This is a genomic window from Cylindrospermum sp. FACHB-282 (assembly GCF_014697195.1).
Taxonomy (GTDB): Bacteria; Cyanobacteriota; Cyanobacteriia; order Cyanobacteriales; family Nostocaceae; genus Cylindrospermum.
Genome location: NZ_JACJRJ010000022.1, coordinates 21,527 through 37,345, shown reverse-complemented (window position 1 = coordinate 37,345; position 15,819 = coordinate 21,527). Strand labels below are relative to the sequence as shown.

At 43.0% G+C, this 15,819-nt stretch carries 13 protein-coding genes; 7 read left to right on the top strand and 6 right to left on the bottom strand.

Features of this window, described 5'->3' with window-relative positions; genetic code table 11:
* Positions 1–285: 285 nt before the first annotated feature.
* The 4 genes from purB to H6G32_RS13190 all read left to right on the top strand — a co-directional run bounded on the left by purB (position 286) and on the right by H6G32_RS13190 (position 5,862).
* Entirely contained in the window at positions 286–1,581 is a 1,296-nt protein-coding gene (gene purB, locus H6G32_RS13205; protein ID WP_190458894.1) for an adenylosuccinate lyase, read from the top strand.
* A gap of 368 nt (positions 1,582–1,949) precedes the next feature.
* Entirely contained in the window at positions 1,950–2,498 is a 549-nt protein-coding gene (locus H6G32_RS13200; RefSeq protein ID WP_190458891.1) for a DUF4126 domain-containing protein, read from the top strand.
* Between the two features lie 699 nt (positions 2,499–3,197).
* Positions 3,198–5,207 (top strand): histidine phosphatase family protein, encoded by a 2,010-nt coding sequence (locus H6G32_RS27295; protein WP_190458889.1) that lies wholly within the window; start codon positions 3,198–3,200, stop codon positions 5,205–5,207.
* Between the two features lie 220 nt (positions 5,208–5,427).
* Positions 5,428–5,862: a Crp/Fnr family transcriptional regulator gene (locus tag H6G32_RS13190; protein ID WP_190458887.1), complete on the top strand. Its 435-nt coding sequence runs from the start codon at positions 5,428–5,430 to the stop codon at positions 5,860–5,862.
* Positions 5,863–5,938: 76 nt separating this feature from the next.
* On the opposite strand, the gene hemH is transcribed toward H6G32_RS13190, so the two are convergent.
* Positions 5,939–7,105 carry a ferrochelatase gene (hemH, locus tag H6G32_RS13185; RefSeq protein ID WP_190458884.1) on the bottom strand — a complete coding sequence of 389 codons (1,167 nt, stop codon included), beginning with the start codon at positions 7,103–7,105 and terminating at the stop codon, positions 5,939–5,941.
* 98 nt (positions 7,106–7,203) lie between these two features.
* Here hemH and H6G32_RS13180 point away from each other — a divergent pair, with 98 nt between their 5' ends.
* Complete coding sequence (locus H6G32_RS13180) at positions 7,204–7,827, top strand: class I SAM-dependent methyltransferase (protein WP_190458883.1); 624 nt, start codon at positions 7,204–7,206, stop codon at positions 7,825–7,827.
* Positions 7,828–8,341: 514 nt separating this feature from the next.
* Here H6G32_RS13180 and argJ read toward each other — a convergent pair.
* Entirely contained in the window at positions 8,342–9,583 is a 1,242-nt protein-coding gene (gene argJ / locus H6G32_RS13175) for a bifunctional ornithine acetyltransferase/N-acetylglutamate synthase (RefSeq protein ID WP_190458881.1), read from the bottom strand.
* A gap of 355 nt (positions 9,584–9,938) precedes the next feature.
* Complete coding sequence (gene gatB, locus H6G32_RS13170) at positions 9,939–11,414, bottom strand: Asp-tRNA(Asn)/Glu-tRNA(Gln) amidotransferase subunit GatB (protein WP_190458880.1); 1,476 nt, start codon at positions 11,412–11,414, stop codon at positions 9,939–9,941.
* A gap of 160 nt (positions 11,415–11,574) precedes the next feature.
* Between gatB and H6G32_RS13165 the strand changes: the two genes are divergently transcribed.
* Positions 11,575–11,916, top strand: coding sequence for a hypothetical protein (locus H6G32_RS13165; protein WP_190458878.1), 342 nt, complete (start codon positions 11,575–11,577; stop codon positions 11,914–11,916).
* A gap of 11 nt (positions 11,917–11,927) precedes the next feature.
* Complete coding sequence (locus H6G32_RS13160; RefSeq protein WP_190458876.1) at positions 11,928–12,689, top strand: hypothetical protein; 762 nt, start codon at positions 11,928–11,930, stop codon at positions 12,687–12,689.
* A 244-nt stretch (positions 12,690–12,933) separates the two neighbouring features.
* Here H6G32_RS13160 and H6G32_RS13155 read toward each other — a convergent pair whose 3' ends face one another.
* The 3 genes from H6G32_RS13155 to H6G32_RS13145 all read right to left on the bottom strand — a co-directional run bounded on the left by H6G32_RS13155 (position 12,934) and on the right by H6G32_RS13145 (position 15,753).
* Complete coding sequence (locus H6G32_RS13155; protein ID WP_190458873.1) at positions 12,934–13,461, bottom strand: PEP-CTERM sorting domain-containing protein; 528 nt, start codon at positions 13,459–13,461, stop codon at positions 12,934–12,936.
* A 122-nt stretch (positions 13,462–13,583) separates the two neighbouring features.
* Positions 13,584–15,509, bottom strand: a complete 1,926-nt coding sequence (locus tag H6G32_RS13150; protein ID WP_242046582.1) for an alkaline phosphatase — start codon at positions 15,507–15,509, stop codon at positions 13,584–13,586.
* 43 nt (positions 15,510–15,552) lie between these two features.
* Positions 15,553–15,753, bottom strand: a complete 201-nt coding sequence (locus H6G32_RS13145; protein ID WP_190459000.1) for a hypothetical protein — start codon at positions 15,751–15,753, stop codon at positions 15,553–15,555.
* Positions 15,754–15,819: the final 66 nt, after the last annotated feature.

The following is a 15,819-nucleotide window of genomic DNA, read 5'->3' as shown; positions in this document are numbered from 1 at the left end:
AAGTTGATGAACCAAGACGTATAACTTTATATATGCTGTTAATAACAGTTCGCTTTCATGGTGTGGGTTGATTGATCAGGGTAAACCATCGCCTTAACCGTTATCAGCTACCCTAGGGGAACGCCAAGGGCATACATCTACATGTAGCTTGTGTTTCAGTCGGGGTTTAAATCCGACGGTCGGAGAGTGTCAAAGGCTAGTTCCATTGCTGAACAAAAAGGCGATTAAAAAATGATATATGCTAATTAAACTGTAAAATATGACGGTTGTATTCTGTGCCAGACCGTGATTGAGCGTTATACTTTGCCCGAAATGGGCAATCTGTGGAGCGAAGCCTATAAGCTAAAAACCTGGCTGCAAGTGGAAATCGCTGTTTGCGAAGCTCAGGCTGAGTTGGGTTACATTCCCTCTGGTGCGGTTGAGGAAATTAAGGCAAAGGCGAATTTTGACCCACAGCGGGTGCTGGAAATAGAGGCTGAAGTCCGTCATGATGTGATCGCTTTTTTGACAAACGTCAATGAATATGTAGGCGATGCGGGTCGCTATATTCACCTGGGTTTAACTAGTTCGGATGTGCTGGATACGGCGTTAGCGCTGCAATTGGTTGCTAGTTTGGATGTGTTAGCGCAACGCCTAGAAGATTTGATTCAGGTAATTCGCCACAAGGCACGGGAACATCGGCAGACAGTGATGATTGGGCGATCGCATGGGATTCATGCAGAACCGATTACCTTTGGTTTTAAGCTGGCTGGGTGGTTGGCGGAAGTGTTGCGACACCAAGAACGGTTGCGAATTCTCCGGGTAAACATTGCTGTGGGGAAGATTTCTGGCGCTGTGGGAACTTATGCCAATATTGAACCCCGTGTAGAAGCGATCGCTTGCGAAAAACTCGGTCTCCAAGCCGATACCGCTTCCACACAAGTTATTTCTCGCGATCGCCATGCCGACTACGTGCAACAATTAGCCTTATTAGCAGCATCTATCGAACGCTTTGCGGTAGAAATTCGCAATCTGCAAAAAACAGACGTTTTGGAAGTAGAAGAATTCTTCGCCAAAGGTCAAAAAGGCTCCAGTGCCATGCCCCACAAACGTAACCCCATCCGTTCAGAACGACTAACGGGAATGGCGCGACTTGTGAGAAGTCATGCCGGCGCAGCTTTAGAAAACGTTGCTTTATGGCATGAGCGGGATATTTCCCACAGTTCTGTAGAACGAGTAGTTTTACCAGATGCTTGCATTTTAACACACTTTATGATTTTAGAGACAATTGATCTGGTGAAAAACCTCCTGGTCTATCCCCAGAACATGGAACGGAATCTCAACTGTTATGGAGGCGTTGTCTTCAGCCAGAAAGTACTACTCGCCTTGGTAGACAAAGGCAGCAATCGTGAAGAAGCTTATGCGATCGTCCAAGAAAACGCTCACGCTGCTTGGAACAAGCCAGAAGGCAATTTCCACGATTTGATTAGCAAAGATCCTCGTGTTCTTCAAAAATTGTCACCTGCTGAAATTGAGAACTGTTTTGACCCACAGAACCATCTCAGGTATTTAGAACAGGTTTACCAACGTTTGGGCATTTAAAACTAATGGGTAATTGGTAATTTTTGCACCCATTACTCATTACCCATTACCTATTAGCTCTTCCCAAAACTCAAATATATGTAGTACAACATTAATATATATATATTAAGTAGAGCAACGTAAATAATTAAAGGTTTGTAGTAAGCGGCTCTGTGCCCTACTTTGATGGCTAAAGCCCTCACTACGACCTAGTTTGAACATTTGTTACTTTCCTTAATATAGTTTGTTTTTTTTGCATACTTACTTAATACCAACATTATTTACTATGGGAATGCAGAATAATTTTAGTATGGTTCGGACACTATGACGGGCAAACCTTCGTTTAAATAACGACCAGTTGCTTATTTAGTCATGCCTTAGATACTCTGATGATAGAAATCCTCGCCACACTATCTGCTTCAGCAGCAGCAGGAATGAGAATAGGTATGCCCTTGCTAATCATTGGACTGTTGCAGGGCAGTAACCTCTGGTCAGAAGTCCCGTTATTATCTCACATTTCCCCCCATGTTTTGCTATGGTCACTCACTAGTTGGTCGGTGTTTGAGCTATTTGCATCCAAAAGGCTACTAGGACAAAGACTCCTACAAGTGGTTCAATTACTATTGTCTCCTCTTGTTGGGGCGATCATGGGGTTAGCAGTAGCTTCAGCAACGTCAACACCAAACTGGCTAATTGCCTCTATTGGTGGTTTGTTAGCCTTTGTACTCCAGCTAGTGCAAATTGGTTGGTTCTATCGCTTGCGTGGCTTACCGTTGTGGGCAGTCTTTCTGCAAGATACCTTGTGTATAGCTTTAGTACTTTTTGCCTTTGATGCTCCCTGGCAAGGAGGATTAATTGCTTTAATCCTCCTTTGGTTTGCAGTTCGCAGTGCCAAGCAGTGGTATGAGTGGTCTCACAGAGGTAGAAGGAAAAATTAAGCTTTTCCGGTCTGAAGACACGAGGATTTATTCTGCATTAATCAAAAAAACGCTTTAGGAATTAATTAACTGCTTCAATAGGACTGAGGCGTAAGTTCCATTTGACTTGACCATTTCCTGAAAGCGGTTCCATTTTTTTAGGATTTACGCACATTCCACGAATTTTTGGCGTTCTTGGCACGGCAGTTGCTACAAGGTCTCGAAGCAGAGCAACACACTGCCTCGCCTTGGCGGTATGCCGACCGCACGCTGTTCGGGTTCGATAAATTAAGCTTTTTGGCGATTTTTGCGCAAGTCCTGTTCTTGTTGCCGATCCGAAACATCGCTAAACTTTCTTCTACCATCTTGCCCCTAGTCTACACAGGATATAAGACGTAAAGACATTGTAGAGACGCTTGGGTGTCGCGTCTCTACAAAAAGTGGATATCATACCATTAGTTCACCCAAAAAATAGAAAGTAAATTCCCTGAAAAAATATATGCAAACAAATTTCTTTCTTTGCCGTCAGCTTTGAAGACATAGTACCTAATACAGCAAAGCTATCAGTTATCTGATAGCTGTAGTCAGTGTTTCCCTATTTTTTAAAATTTATTAAATCCTTACTTAACTTATAAAAGCTCACTGAAAGACCTATTGATAAATTAGTTATTTAGCCTTATTGTACTTTAAAATAGCTTAGATTAAAAACGCTTAAAATTTGTGGTAAAAACTAATAATTCTGCCAACGCCTCTATTGCACAAAAGGATGATTATCCTGGATGTGCGTACTTTATTCGGCATGGTGAGAGCACCAGCAACGAACGCAACATTTTTGCAGGAGTACTGGATGTTGACCTGACCGCATTTGGTAGGTTGCAGGCACGCCGTGCAGGTGTTGATATTAAGAAAAAAGGTGTTAAGTTTGATGCAGTATACGTCTCTCACATGAGACGTGCGCGGCAAACTTGTGAAATTGCCCTGGCTGAAAGTGAGGCATTGAAGTCAACCGATATTCCTGTTCAGATAGACCATCGGATTAGCGAGAAATCCTTTGGCATTTTTGCCGGTCGTAATCTAAATCTGCTTCGTCTTGCCCTTGGCTACGAAGGTTTTGAGGAAATGTTGCATTCCCATAACGAAGCACCCCCGGCTGGAGAGAAGATTTCACAAGTTTACGGACGCGCGGCTTCTTTCTATGAGGAGCGGGTTGTACCTCACTTAAAACGGGGTGAAACTGTTTTAGTTGTGTGCCACCAATATGTATTGGAGCCTTTAGCACTTTATTTAAGTGATTTACCACCAACTGCTTATAAACACCTGAAACTCCCTAACGGTAAAGCTCTCAGTGGAGAGGAGTTAGTCAAGTTTCGTGATAAAGAATCGGGTGGTGCTGCTTCCCTGCGGAAAGAGATCAACGATCTTTCTATTATGTGGGCAATTTTTCTCTATGCTGCTGCTTTCTTACTAGGATGCTTGGTAAGGACAATAAGCGCCTCCTCAGCAGGAATTCCATCAGAGCTATTTCGAGGGATAATCGTTGCTTGTCTCGCGGCTTCAACGTTTTATACCTATCTGGACATTGACTTTGCAGCGAGTAAACGCAAAGTAACTTCAACTGTCAAGTATATAGTCTACGCCTGGATGTTGGCCAGATGGGCAGTTGGGCTACTTTTAATATTTTCTGGAATCTTGTATCAAGGTCCCGGAGATTTGTACAAAGTTATGTGGGTGCTTTTTTGGATGGTTCCACCCGCACTTACTTCCCCAGTTTTATCGGTACTCTGGGGCGGTAATCTTTATCCGTCTGCTATCTTATCAAGGACGTTATCAATCATCGCACCAGTTGCACTAATTGTGACATTTGGCTTGGCAAAACAATTACCAATTAACAGTTCAAGCCTGATATTTTTTGGTGTGATTCTCATTGTTGGTTTGGCAATACCGGGAGCTTTAGCCCAATTTTGGCGTGACAAATCTCCTGTTGAATCAAACCACCATAGTAAGAACTGGAAATTTATTGGAGTGCTTGCTGTCGCCTTAATGGCTTTGGCAACAGGGTTTCAGTTTACTCCATCAACATTCCTCAGCGATTTATTTTTCTCAACGGATACAAACCGCTCTCTAGCCTGTCTGCAACAACTGGCAGTAGCAACATTAGTCTTTGTCTTAATTCGCATCTTTGCGGTATTAACTTCAGTGTTTACAAAAGGCAAGCTGAGTAAGGCAGAAGCTAGAGATGCTTATATTTTGCTTGTTAATCCCAACTTTTTCCTTTGGGCCGCTCTTTTCCTCGGAGTTAGTGCAACCGCCAATCCCGAAGCCGTAAAATATGCAATTTTTTGGGCAGCACTTGGGTTCTTCTGCATACCACTCGTCGAGCAAATATTGTTTATGAATTCATTTGGGAATGAATTATTGCGAGAAACACTGCGTTCTTCGAGAATGGCCACAGAAGATGTGAGAAAACTTTTCCATCAATTGGATACAGATGGCAGCAATGCACTCAATAGAGAAGAGATTATGGAGCTTTTAGGCCGAATAGAAGATATGACAACAGGCGAACGCTCCTCTGAAGATATCAGGAGCTACGTAACTGATTATCTTTTTGCCACTCTTGATTCCGATAAAAATGGCACGGTTGATTTAGCAGAGTTAGAAGATTATGTGTCAACCTACGGGTTAGTTGCTAACCTTAACGTTGTCTCTGCTGCATCCAAGGTAGGAACATAATTTGCGTTCAGGAAAGCCACTAGCCAAATTACCACATTTTGTGGGATTTAGTAAACACAATTCTGGCTAGGTAAGGCAGTAATTCCTGATTGATAATTCGTAATTTGTAATTATTACCCCTCAATTACGAATTACGAATAACTAATTTCCTTTTGTCCTTTCAAAATAAACAAACGGACAGTAATCAAAAGAAATAAGGCAAATAGTATCAAGAAAATTTATGCCTCTAGCTAGAGAGCCAAAAAATTTGGATGACTTAGCTAAGGGAACTATCTTACAGCAGTTCGGTGCTGGCGAGAAAGTCATCCGACAGGGCGAGCCTGGTAATGCTTTGTATATTATCATTGCGGGTCAGGCTCTAGTCACCGTCACGAACGAGTTGGGCATGGAGTTGGCGGTAATGACTATCTTGCGTGGTGAGTTCTTTGGCGAGATGGCACTATTTAGTGGGGAACCAAGTCCGGTATCGGTCGGCGCTGTTGACGATTTGCAAGTTCTTGTGATCTACTCAGATGCTGTAAATACGATGATTGAACGCCAACCAAGCTTGGGGCGTGAGATTGGTCAAATTATCGAAGCGCGAAGCAAAGCGGTAAGTATGGCTCAACAGGCAGAGAGAGCAATTATTTTCGGGGGAGATGGGACTGGCAGTTAAAATAACTCAATGCCCGATGCCTCTATTACCAGTCAAGCCAAGTGGCTTCCGTGCCCTTCGGCTATTCTCTGGTGATTTATTGCAACAGTCCAATTATGTGCAGTAAACCTTGACCAGTAACCAACTCGATTACTAAGGCTATAAAGCCTAGCATAGCAATCCGACCATTCCATACTTCGGCGCTAGTAGTCAAACCCCATTCCCATTGCTCTTGGGGGTACATTTTGACTCTTTTTTTCATCTGGGTAACTTGTGAAAGCTTCAGGCTGGGTCTTTCTAGGGAATCAATCACCAAGTCTGCCAGTGCTTTAATAAATACCGGATGGGTGTTGGGAGCAGCTGCGCGACGGAAGTTGTGAATTCCTGCTTCTTCGGCTATTTCTCGATACTCAATATCGATTTCTTGTAGTGTCTCGATGTGTTCAGAAACAAAACTAATCGGTACGACTACCAAATCCTTTACCCCTTTTGCTCCTAGTGCTTTGAGGGCATCCTCTGTGTAGGGTTGTAGCCATTCTACTGGGCCAACGCGACTTTGATAGGCTAAGGTGTGGGGATTGGGGCGATTGAGGGTTTGCATGATCAGAGCAGTACATTCCTCAATTTCTTGCTGATAGGGGTCACCGGCTTCTTCAACATAGCTTTTGGGAACACCATGAGCGCTAAAGAAGATATGCACCTCATCAGGGTTGGGATATTGATTGAGTTGTTGGGTGATTAGTTCCGCCATTGCCTGGAGGTAGCCTGGTTCTTTGTACCAGGAGGGAATGACGGTGTATTTCAGGGGCTGAAGTTTGGGGTTTTCTTGCCAAAGCCTGTCTAAAAGCCGGAAACTGGAACCACTGGTACTGATGGAAAACTGGGGATACAGTGGCAGTATTACCAAGCTTTCGATATTGTCTTGGGTGAGGAGTGCGATCGCTTCTTCTGTGTAAGGATGCCAATAACGCATACCAACGTAAATATTGGCTTCTTTACCCATAGCACCCAGCTGTGCTTTCAGGGCTTCCCCTTGCTCTTCAGTGATGCGTCGCAGTGGTGAACCGCCACCGATATGCTTATAGTTTGCCTGAGATGTTTTCTGACGCCGCGTAGCAATCAACCAAGCTAGGGGCTTTTGCATCCAGCTAAAAGGTAGGCGGATAATTTCTGGATCAGAAAAGAGGTTATACAGAAATGGCCCGACATCTTCTAATTTATCAGGGCCTCCGAGATTGAGTAATAATACGCCTACACGACCCATAGCAGTTACTTTCCCCTAACCTTTCAGCTTTTTTACTAATGTTAACAATATATCTATATCTTTATTAAATATAAAGCTTTATCTACAGGAAAGATAAAATGGCAACAATTTTAAGGGATTGGAGTTACCGCTATCAGTGGCTATATGATGGAATATCGCGGTTAGCCGCCCTAGCTGTAGGCGGTGAAGGGCGTTTTCGCCAAATAGCTTTGCAAGGCTTAACAATTCACTCAGATACTCAGATATTAGATGTATGTTGCGGCAGTGGTCAAGCGACACAAGTTTTAGTTAAATATTCACAAAATGTAACAGGACTGGATGCTTCACCCCTGTCTTTGCAAAGGGCACGGCAAAATGTCCCTAGTGCTACTTATGTGGAAGCTTTTGCTGAAGATATGCCCTTGGCAGATAATCTATTTGATGTGGTGCATACCAGCGCGGCTTTACACGAAATGCAGCCGGCGCAATTGCGAAAAATCATTAATGAAGTTTATCGGGTGTTGAAGCCGGGTGGAGTGTTTACACTTGTGGATTTTCACGCTCCCACAAATCCGATCTTTTGGCCTGGGGTATCTCTGTTTTTACTGTTGTTTGAAACAGAAACAGCTTGGGAATTGTTGAAAACTGATTTACCTGGCTTGTTAAGAGAGATTGGTTTTGAGGTGGATGAGCCAACTTTGTATGCGGGTGGAAGTTTGCAGGTGATACAGGCGCGAAAGTAGATTGTTAGATTGAAAGTATTGTCAGTAGGTTCGCTGAAAAAAATCAAATCATGTAACGGTATGTAAAGTTGTCTCAATGGGAAATTCTGGTTAAGTTTCAGGCCTTTTACAAAACGCAATACATTCCACTGAGAAAATTTTGGAGTTTTTTGTGTTCTGCTGTCGGGGTTTCGTCGTTAACCACGGTGGAAATTCATCGTAATTTTGGGCTTTTTTAATGGTGTTCTGATGCGTCTCTTTACGCATCCTACCCCTAGCCTGGGTTAGGGAACGCACGGATGAAGATTTTCAATGAATAAAACCAGCCTACATATTTAACATTTTTTGTCAATGCGTAAGCCCTATTTGCATTTTTGAATTTCTGAATCTGAGTATCAATAGTTGCCTGAGTACATGGCTGCGCCCGGACGTTACTGTTGAGCAAAAAAGGTAACAATAAACTGAGGAGCGCAGCGTTAAGGCTGATGGGAAGTTTCTCGGAAATGCCCTTAGCTATGTATTTACTAACTGAGATTTAAGTTGTGTACTCTGCGTTAATTTTCACATAGTCATAACTCAAATCACAACCCCAAGCCTTACCCGTACCATGACCATTGCCAACGCTGACGGAAATTAACACGGTATCATCTTTGAGATAAGCACCCGCAGCTGCCTGTTTCAAATATGCACTGGCTGCGGCACGGTCAAAAGGCAAAGGTTGACCATTCTCCAACATTAAAAAATCCCCAAGCTTGATTTGCAGATTTGCTTCTTCAAAGGGTATACCTGCACGTCCTGCAGCGGCGGCGATGCGTCCCCAGTTGGGATCACGGCCAAAGATTGCAGACTTAACTAAGGATGAGCCGGCAATGGTTTTGGCGATTTGGCGGGCTGATATTTCATCGTGAGTGCCTGTGACTTGGACTTTAATGAGACAGGTTGCGCCTTCACCATCACGGGCGATCGCTTTTGCTAAATGCTGGCATACTGCTGTTAACATTGCCTCTAATTTTTCGGCTTCTGCACCCATATCGATAATGGCTGGGGTGCGAGATTGACCATTTGCCAGGGCAATTAAGCTGTCATTGGTGCTGGTATCACCATCAACGGTGATGGAATTAAAGCTTCTATCAGCCGCCCTGGTTAACATTTGCTGCCACAGGTTGGGGGAAACAGCAGCATCACAGGTGACAAAAGCCAGCATGGTTGCCATGTTGGGATGAATCATCCCTGAACCTTTGGCAATCCCACCAATTCGTACGGGGCGATCGCCTATAGTTGTTTCTAAAGCAATGGATTTAGTCACCAAATCTGTGGTGATAATTGCCGTAGATGCTGCATTTGAGCCTGTTTCTGAAAGTGCTGCTACCAGTTTGGGAATGCCACTACTCAAGGCATCCATTTTAATTCGTTGACCGATGACGCCAGTAGAAGCTAGTAGAATCGAATCAGTAGAAATATCCAATTCTTTTGCCAACAACTCGGCGCTTGCTTCAGCATCACGCACACCTTGATTACCTGTAGCGGCGTTTGCTTGTCCAGCGTTACAGAGTATAGCCCTAGCGCTGTGCTTGGCTTGTAAGCGTTGCTGGCAATAGTCTACGCAGGCAGCTTTAACTTGGCTAGTGGTAAATACACCAGCGGCGATCGCATCCACGTCTGACAATATTAAAGCTAAATCGGGCAATCCTGAAGGTTTCAGCCCGGCAGTAATTCCTGCCGCTTTATACCCCCTAGCCGCCGTGATGCCACCAGTAATTTCCTGCCAGTCTCCCATGATTATTCCCCACAATTATTAGATTAGGTAGGTCGGTGGATTGCTGCTCCGTTCCTTCCTCACAACCGTGCTTGCGAATTTTAGCGCTCACGGCTCAGGTTCGTCATTCATCCATATTGTGAGTTTATCTGCTGATGGCAGTAATTAAGCAGCTGTTGGTGATAATTCAAAACCCGCCACCCTTGATTAAAAGACAACAACAAAAAAGGAGAGCTACCTAAGTTGCTCTCCAGATCATCAGGGTTCATCTACATAACACACTATACCATTCTAGTGGTGAGGGGTTAGACCCATAATTGTGAATCTTTCTAAACAAATCTGATATATTTTGCCAGCAATACACAAAGAAGGGGCGCTAGGCATTGAGTTTCTTTTCCACCAATTCGTTAGTTAGTTTGGGATCAGCACGTTTACCGGTCTTTTTCAGCACCTGTCCGACAAAGAAGCCCTTGAGGTTGGTGTTACCGTTGCGATACTTTTCTAGTTCTTTGGGGTTAGAGGCGATCGCTTCATCCACAATTGGTTCTAAAATAGCAGGGTCGGTAATTAGCTCCTGACCGGCAAAAGCTTTTTCGGGAGAAACACCACTCAGCAAGTCTGACAGCTTTTCTTTCGCTTGGGCGTTGCTGATTTTACCCGTTTCAATGCGGGTGATCACATCGGCTAAATTGGTGGGAGTGAGAGCAATTTCTGTGATGCCGAGTTTTTGCTTGTTGAGATAGGCAGCGATATCTTGCGTAATCCAGTTAGCAGCAGCTTTGGGATTTGCGCCGGCAGCGATCGCACTTTCAAAATATTCAGATACAGGATGATCTTCTGTCAACACCCGCGTATCATAAGGCGAAAGCCCCAACTCACCTTCATAACGATGGCGTTTTTGGGCTGGTAGTTCCGGTAATTCACTGAGCCAATGCTCTAATTCTTGATCTGTGACCTCAATTGGTGCTAAATCTGGTTCGGGGAAGTAGCGATAATCGCTAGAACCTTCTTTAATCCGCATACTAATTGTGCGTTGAGTCCCTTCTTCCCACAGGCGAGTCTCTTGAACAATCTTCTCCCCCGCTTCATTAGCAGCGATTTGGCGCTCTATTTCGTAGTCTATCGCCTTTTGGATAGCACTAAAAGAGTTCATATTCTTGATTTCTACCTTCGTCCCAAACGCCTCTCTTCCCACAGGACGGACAGAAATATTCACATCACAGCGCAGTGATCCTTCTTGCATATTGCCATCACTGACACCGAGATAGCGGACAATGCGGCGCAATTCTTGGGCATATTCTGCCGCTTCTTGTCCAGAACGCAAATCAGGTTCGGAGACAATTTCTACCAACGGCACACCTGCTCGATTGTAGTCTACCAAAGAATAAGTAGAACCGGAAATGCGATCGCTCCCCGCGTGTACCAATTTGCCAGCATCTTCTTCCATGTGCAAGCGAGTAATCCCAATGCGTTTGCGCGTAGAATTGCCTGCATCATCTACCAATTCAATCTCTATCCAACCATGTTCTGCGATCGGCAGATCATATTGTGAAATTTGGTAATTTTTTGGTAAATCAGGATAAAAATACTGCTTACGGTCAAATTTGCTATATCTAGCAATTTGACAATTTAGCGCCAAACCCGCTTTCACAGCGTATTCCAACACCTTGGCGTTGAGTACGGGTAAAACCCCAGGTAAACCCATACACACAGGATCAATATTAGTATTGGGTTCACCACCAAACGCCGTTGAGCTAGAAGAGAAAATCTTAGTGTTTGTACTTAGCTGACAATGGGTTTCTAGTCCAATAATCGCTTCGTATTCAGTTTTTACAGTGGTAGCAACAGTCATAATATCTCGATTTTCGTCATAATCCTTCTTTAGGCTACTATTCTAGCGCTGTCGGGAGTTGCCCTAGTTGACAATCTGTACCCTGAAGGAAAATTAACTAAGTTAAGGATTACATTAAACATTTCAGATATATTGATTATTACTAGAATATTTAGAGATAATGGGAAAAAAGACACCTACTCATAGGGGTAGGATACAAGCTCAAGGGGGTGGAGTAGAAAAGTCATGCTCTTGGGCACAAGCAACTCCACTGACAAAAACAGAGGGGGAAAACCTAGTAAATGAGCTAGAAAATAGCCTCACTGACCCTGAAATGGAAGTACGACAAGAAGCATTTCAGCAAGCAAGGGATTACATTAATCGTGCTGCAAAGGCTGGTGGTGTAGATGCTCAAGTTAGTAAAACATTCCCAAACGTCTCAAAAGTTCGCTCTGATATCCGTGTTGATATAGAAGTAATTAAAGGTAAGGCTTTTGTGCCAGACCCAGAAAATATATATTAGGTAAAATGTCTATGGCAAATCCTGCAAAAAAAACGATTTATGAATTGTGGCTAAGTGGGGACGGTAGCTATGACTTCTTTCCATCAACGAATGAAAGTGCCCGTGCTTTGCTAGATGATAATGCCGAACTGATTAAAAAAATTGAAGCTGATACTTGGGCAGCAGCTAGAAAACAACAATATGAATTTCTAGGATGGGGAAAATATCAACCTGTTTGTGATATTGATGAAAAAGATAAAGATGTTTCTATAACTGATTCAAAGGGTAGAAAAAGTACCTTTAAAATCGACCAATCCTTCAATAAAAATGAAGTTCATCAATTAATTAAAATTAGTTTTAAACAATTGCTTTGGTTGGAAAAAGAGAAGATAGTAGTTCCTAAATCTCAGAATAAAAAACAAGGTAAGTTCTATATTTTTCCACAACTTTTACAGTTACAAGCCTATCTACTGATTGAGCGGGATCGAAGTATTGCTATTAAGCCGAATCTTCTCAAAAAGGTTTTGAGGTTTTATATTGATACCTTTGGAGATAATAAACTACATCAAGCTTTTCCTTATTCAATTGGGTCAATGGTTAAAACTATTCAACCTGATTTGTCAGATGTTAATCATATACTTAATGAAGTAAAACAAGTTGATTTTAGTCGTCAAAATGCATATACGGTTCATATTTATCCTAGTTTGGTAAATGTTATTATTGCTTTACATGAAAACGTACAGTCACAGTATGATATAGATTTTGATGAATTTCAGCAGATGCTAGTAGCTTAAGTTAATATAATTTACATACATATTCTGAATATTCAACCTGCATTTAAATAACTAAATTACAGTTTAACAATGCGATTAGCATTATCGATAATTTAGATTATAGGAATAATTAGGATAAGGCAAATCTTCTTAAATCAAAAAATATAGCGGTTCTCACTTTGTTACATTCAAGTCAGAATCGCTATATTTACGAAGTAGCCGTATCCAATAAATTTAAGTTATTGTGTTACTAACAGCTTCTAGATTAGGGACTAGATTTTGTACGTAATGACCTAGTAGAAAATCCCATTTTTTTGAACATAAATAAAAACAGCCCAAACACAGGAGCTAAACCAAAGATACTAGTTGGCTCTGGAACAGAAACATCAGTGTAAGAAACCGTTTGATCACTATTTCCAGTCGCATCACTAAGAACAATAAAATTTTCGGCGTTGACTGTAAAGGCATTGGTGTAAAATTGTAACCCCAAACCCTGTTGATCAATTCCTCCCAATAAATTGGTCAAAACCTTCGCTAAAGAATCATCAGCTTGGGTGTAGGAATTGCCATCGTAGTTAGCAGAAATTATTAAACCTTCAGCAACAGTTACTTCTTGATCTGATGCAGCAGCAGAGTCAAAAGAGAAAGTACCTGTGAACGGATTTCCAGCATTAGAGCCAGAGAAATCATAAGTGATGGTTACAGCTTGGGCGGGGATATTTTCCCCTACAGCAAACATCAGAGCGGTTCCGGCCGTGACAACTGCTAATTTCTTGAAGATGGAGTAAGTCATTTATTTCCTTCAATCAAAGGATGAGGTGTAAAAAACCAGAATGGTTTAATCAAGCAGAGACGTTATTCATCCACGTCTCTGCAAAATGAAGCTTTTGAGTTAGTCTTCAGTGAAGCGGTAGATTAATTTGGCGAACTCGTCAGTGCAGTCTTCATAGTTTGAAATATCTGGGTCTGATCAATTACTCCCCGGATACCAGGCACATTGTAAGTACCAGAGCTATCTGTCATTTGGAAACCTTGACCCAAGAATCTAGTTAGAGTTGTAGAGTAAGCGCCTTGGTAGTAAACAGGCACAATCCGTCGGCTGTGGCTACCCCAGAGATACTTCTTACTTGGGTCAGATCCCCAGAAGTGACCAGCTTCTGTTGGGTTGTGTTTGTTGAAAGTGATGTCTTTAGCGTTATATTTCAAACCTCTAGACACATCTGGATCTTGAGCAGCTAACTTCGAGAGGAAGTCATTATTTAAAGTTAGGTAGTGGTCATGGTCAGCTGTGACAAGCAGCAAGTTCTTGCTCCAACCGCCATTATTATTAATCCAGCTAATGACTTCCTCAACTGCTTTATCGAAATCATTCATCGTACCAATTAGGTTATCCATGTTGTCATCATGGGCAGCCCAGTCTATATCACCTCCCTCAATCATTAGCCAGAAGCCGTCTGGGTCTTTACCGAGAACGGTTAGAGCCGCTTTGCTCATATCTGCCAAAGTGGGATTTTCGTTAATCTCTCTGGCAATGAAGCTAGCGTCAGTTTCGCCAGGAGATAGAGGACGAACAGTATCAGGGTTAGGAGTTTGATTCGCAGAAGTTGTGGAACTAAAGACGCTAAATTGACCTAAACCTGTTGTGCTGTAGTCCCCTTTAGAAGAACTCGTAGGAATGTTGCCATCTTGACCACGAGCGCCATACAGACCAAATAACTTGCCGCCAGTATTTGGGTTGACTGATGCAGCTGTGTTCAACAGTGTCTGAGTTGCATTAGGGCCACGCTCCAAAAAGGTATAGCCGTAAAGATTGTTAGGATTTGATGAAGCAGGAGCTGAACAAGCGGCTTCATTGCTCAAGGCTGTTTTACCAGTCAATTCTTTGTAAGTAGATGCCTTGATGTAAGTGTAGCTAGTGTTATTACAGACTGGGCCTGAACTGCTACTGTTCTGATGATCTAAGGGATGACCGCCGCCCAAAATAACATTAGGCTGAAAGTTCAGCAATGCCTGTTGCAAAATACTGTCTTGATTGGCCTTGTTGGGATCGTAGTCACTATCGTACTTACTACGACGATTGACGAAAGAGACAGCAGCACCGGGAGTTGCGTGGCTGACTGGTACTGAAGTAACGACTCCTGTAGACTTACCTTGTTCTTTGGCAATTTCTACGATGGTTTTCAGCTTCTGCTCGTAAATGTCTACGCCCATCGCGTTATTAAAGCTCTTTACACCTGTATAAAGAGTTGTAGCGGTGTTAGCAGAGTCGGGATAGCTATACTTGATGTACTCTTTATCATAAGTACCAGAATTAGCAGGGGATAAGGGAATCCAAGGAGCCGGGCCTCCCTTAGTTACGTCATAGCCTGCTAAGTTACCTGGTAGTAAAGTGTCGCCATTGGCTGTAGTACCGGGATTAAAGGGAGTGGGCTGAAATGTGAAGTTTGGGCGGAGGGGATTGGCACCTGTGGCGGCATTATCAGGAGTTGTAGCTGGATATCGGGCTGAGTTACCCGTTGATTTTGCTTGATTTGATGCGCTTGCAGTATCTCCCTGAATTGTGGTGCCGTAGGTAGTCACCAGTCCATATCCCGTGAGAGTTTGGAAGCTGAGACCGGTGCCTTTACCGCTGGTGTAAAATGGCCCACCTTTGGCAACAGCAGCGGCCCGGGCCATATTCCAACCCATACCATCGCCAATCATGATAATTACGTTAATTCCATTACCAGCGGCTAGGGCTGGCTGAATTGCTGGATTACCAAATACCAGCAGCATGGTACAGAAAAAACTAGCCATAGCAAAGGCTAGCAACCGCCTGTACTGTCCCAAAAATGAACTCATTGCAGTGCCTCTTAACGTTAATTGAGTAAGTATTAGCAGTTAACTATTGATAAAAATTGGGTTCCAGATGAGTAGTAGCAAAGTCGGAGGTCACAATTGACTGATTAGAGGATGGGGCATAAATCTGGTTAGCGGCAGTAGCGGGTTGTTGGTTTGGTGTTCCCAAGGACAACAGGAGGGCAAAAACTAGACCAGATATGAACCAAGCCAATAAGCGCTGGTACTTGTTGAGTAATGAAATCATCACAGTGTCTCCTTTGTGTAAGTTAAAATTTTGCTTGATGCTGGTTAGCCAAAAAGTTTTGACGAT

Bases quoted from the DNA above. Each gene is read 5' to 3' on its own strand.
- H6G32_RS13200 (WP_190458891.1), top strand. From the start codon at position 1,950: ATGATAGAAATCCTCGCCACACTATCTGCTTCAGCAGCAGCAGGAATG.
- H6G32_RS13190 (WP_190458887.1), top strand. From the start codon at position 5,428: ATGCCTCTAGCTAGAGAGCCAAAAAATTTGGATGACTTAGCTAAGGGA.
- hemH (WP_190458884.1), bottom strand. From the start codon at position 7,105: ATGGGTCGTGTAGGCGTATTATTACTCAATCTCGGAGGCCCTGATAAA.
- H6G32_RS13180 (WP_190458883.1), top strand. From the start codon at position 7,204: ATGGCAACAATTTTAAGGGATTGGAGTTACCGCTATCAGTGGCTATAT.
- argJ (WP_190458881.1), bottom strand. From the start codon at position 9,583: ATGGGAGACTGGCAGGAAATTACTGGTGGCATCACGGCGGCTAGGGGG.
- gatB (WP_190458880.1), bottom strand. From the start codon at position 11,414: ATGACTGTTGCTACCACTGTAAAAACTGAATACGAAGCGATTATTGGA.
- H6G32_RS13165 (WP_190458878.1), top strand. From the start codon at position 11,575: ATGGGAAAAAAGACACCTACTCATAGGGGTAGGATACAAGCTCAAGGG.
- H6G32_RS13160 (WP_190458876.1), top strand. From the start codon at position 11,928: ATGGCAAATCCTGCAAAAAAAACGATTTATGAATTGTGGCTAAGTGGG.
- H6G32_RS13155 (WP_190458873.1), bottom strand. From the start codon at position 13,461: ATGACTTACTCCATCTTCAAGAAATTAGCAGTTGTCACGGCCGGAACC.
- H6G32_RS13150 (WP_242046582.1), bottom strand. From the start codon at position 15,509: ATGAGTTCATTTTTGGGACAGTACAGGCGGTTGCTAGCCTTTGCTATG.
- H6G32_RS13145 (WP_190459000.1), bottom strand. From the start codon at position 15,753: ATGATTTCATTACTCAACAAGTACCAGCGCTTATTGGCTTGGTTCATA.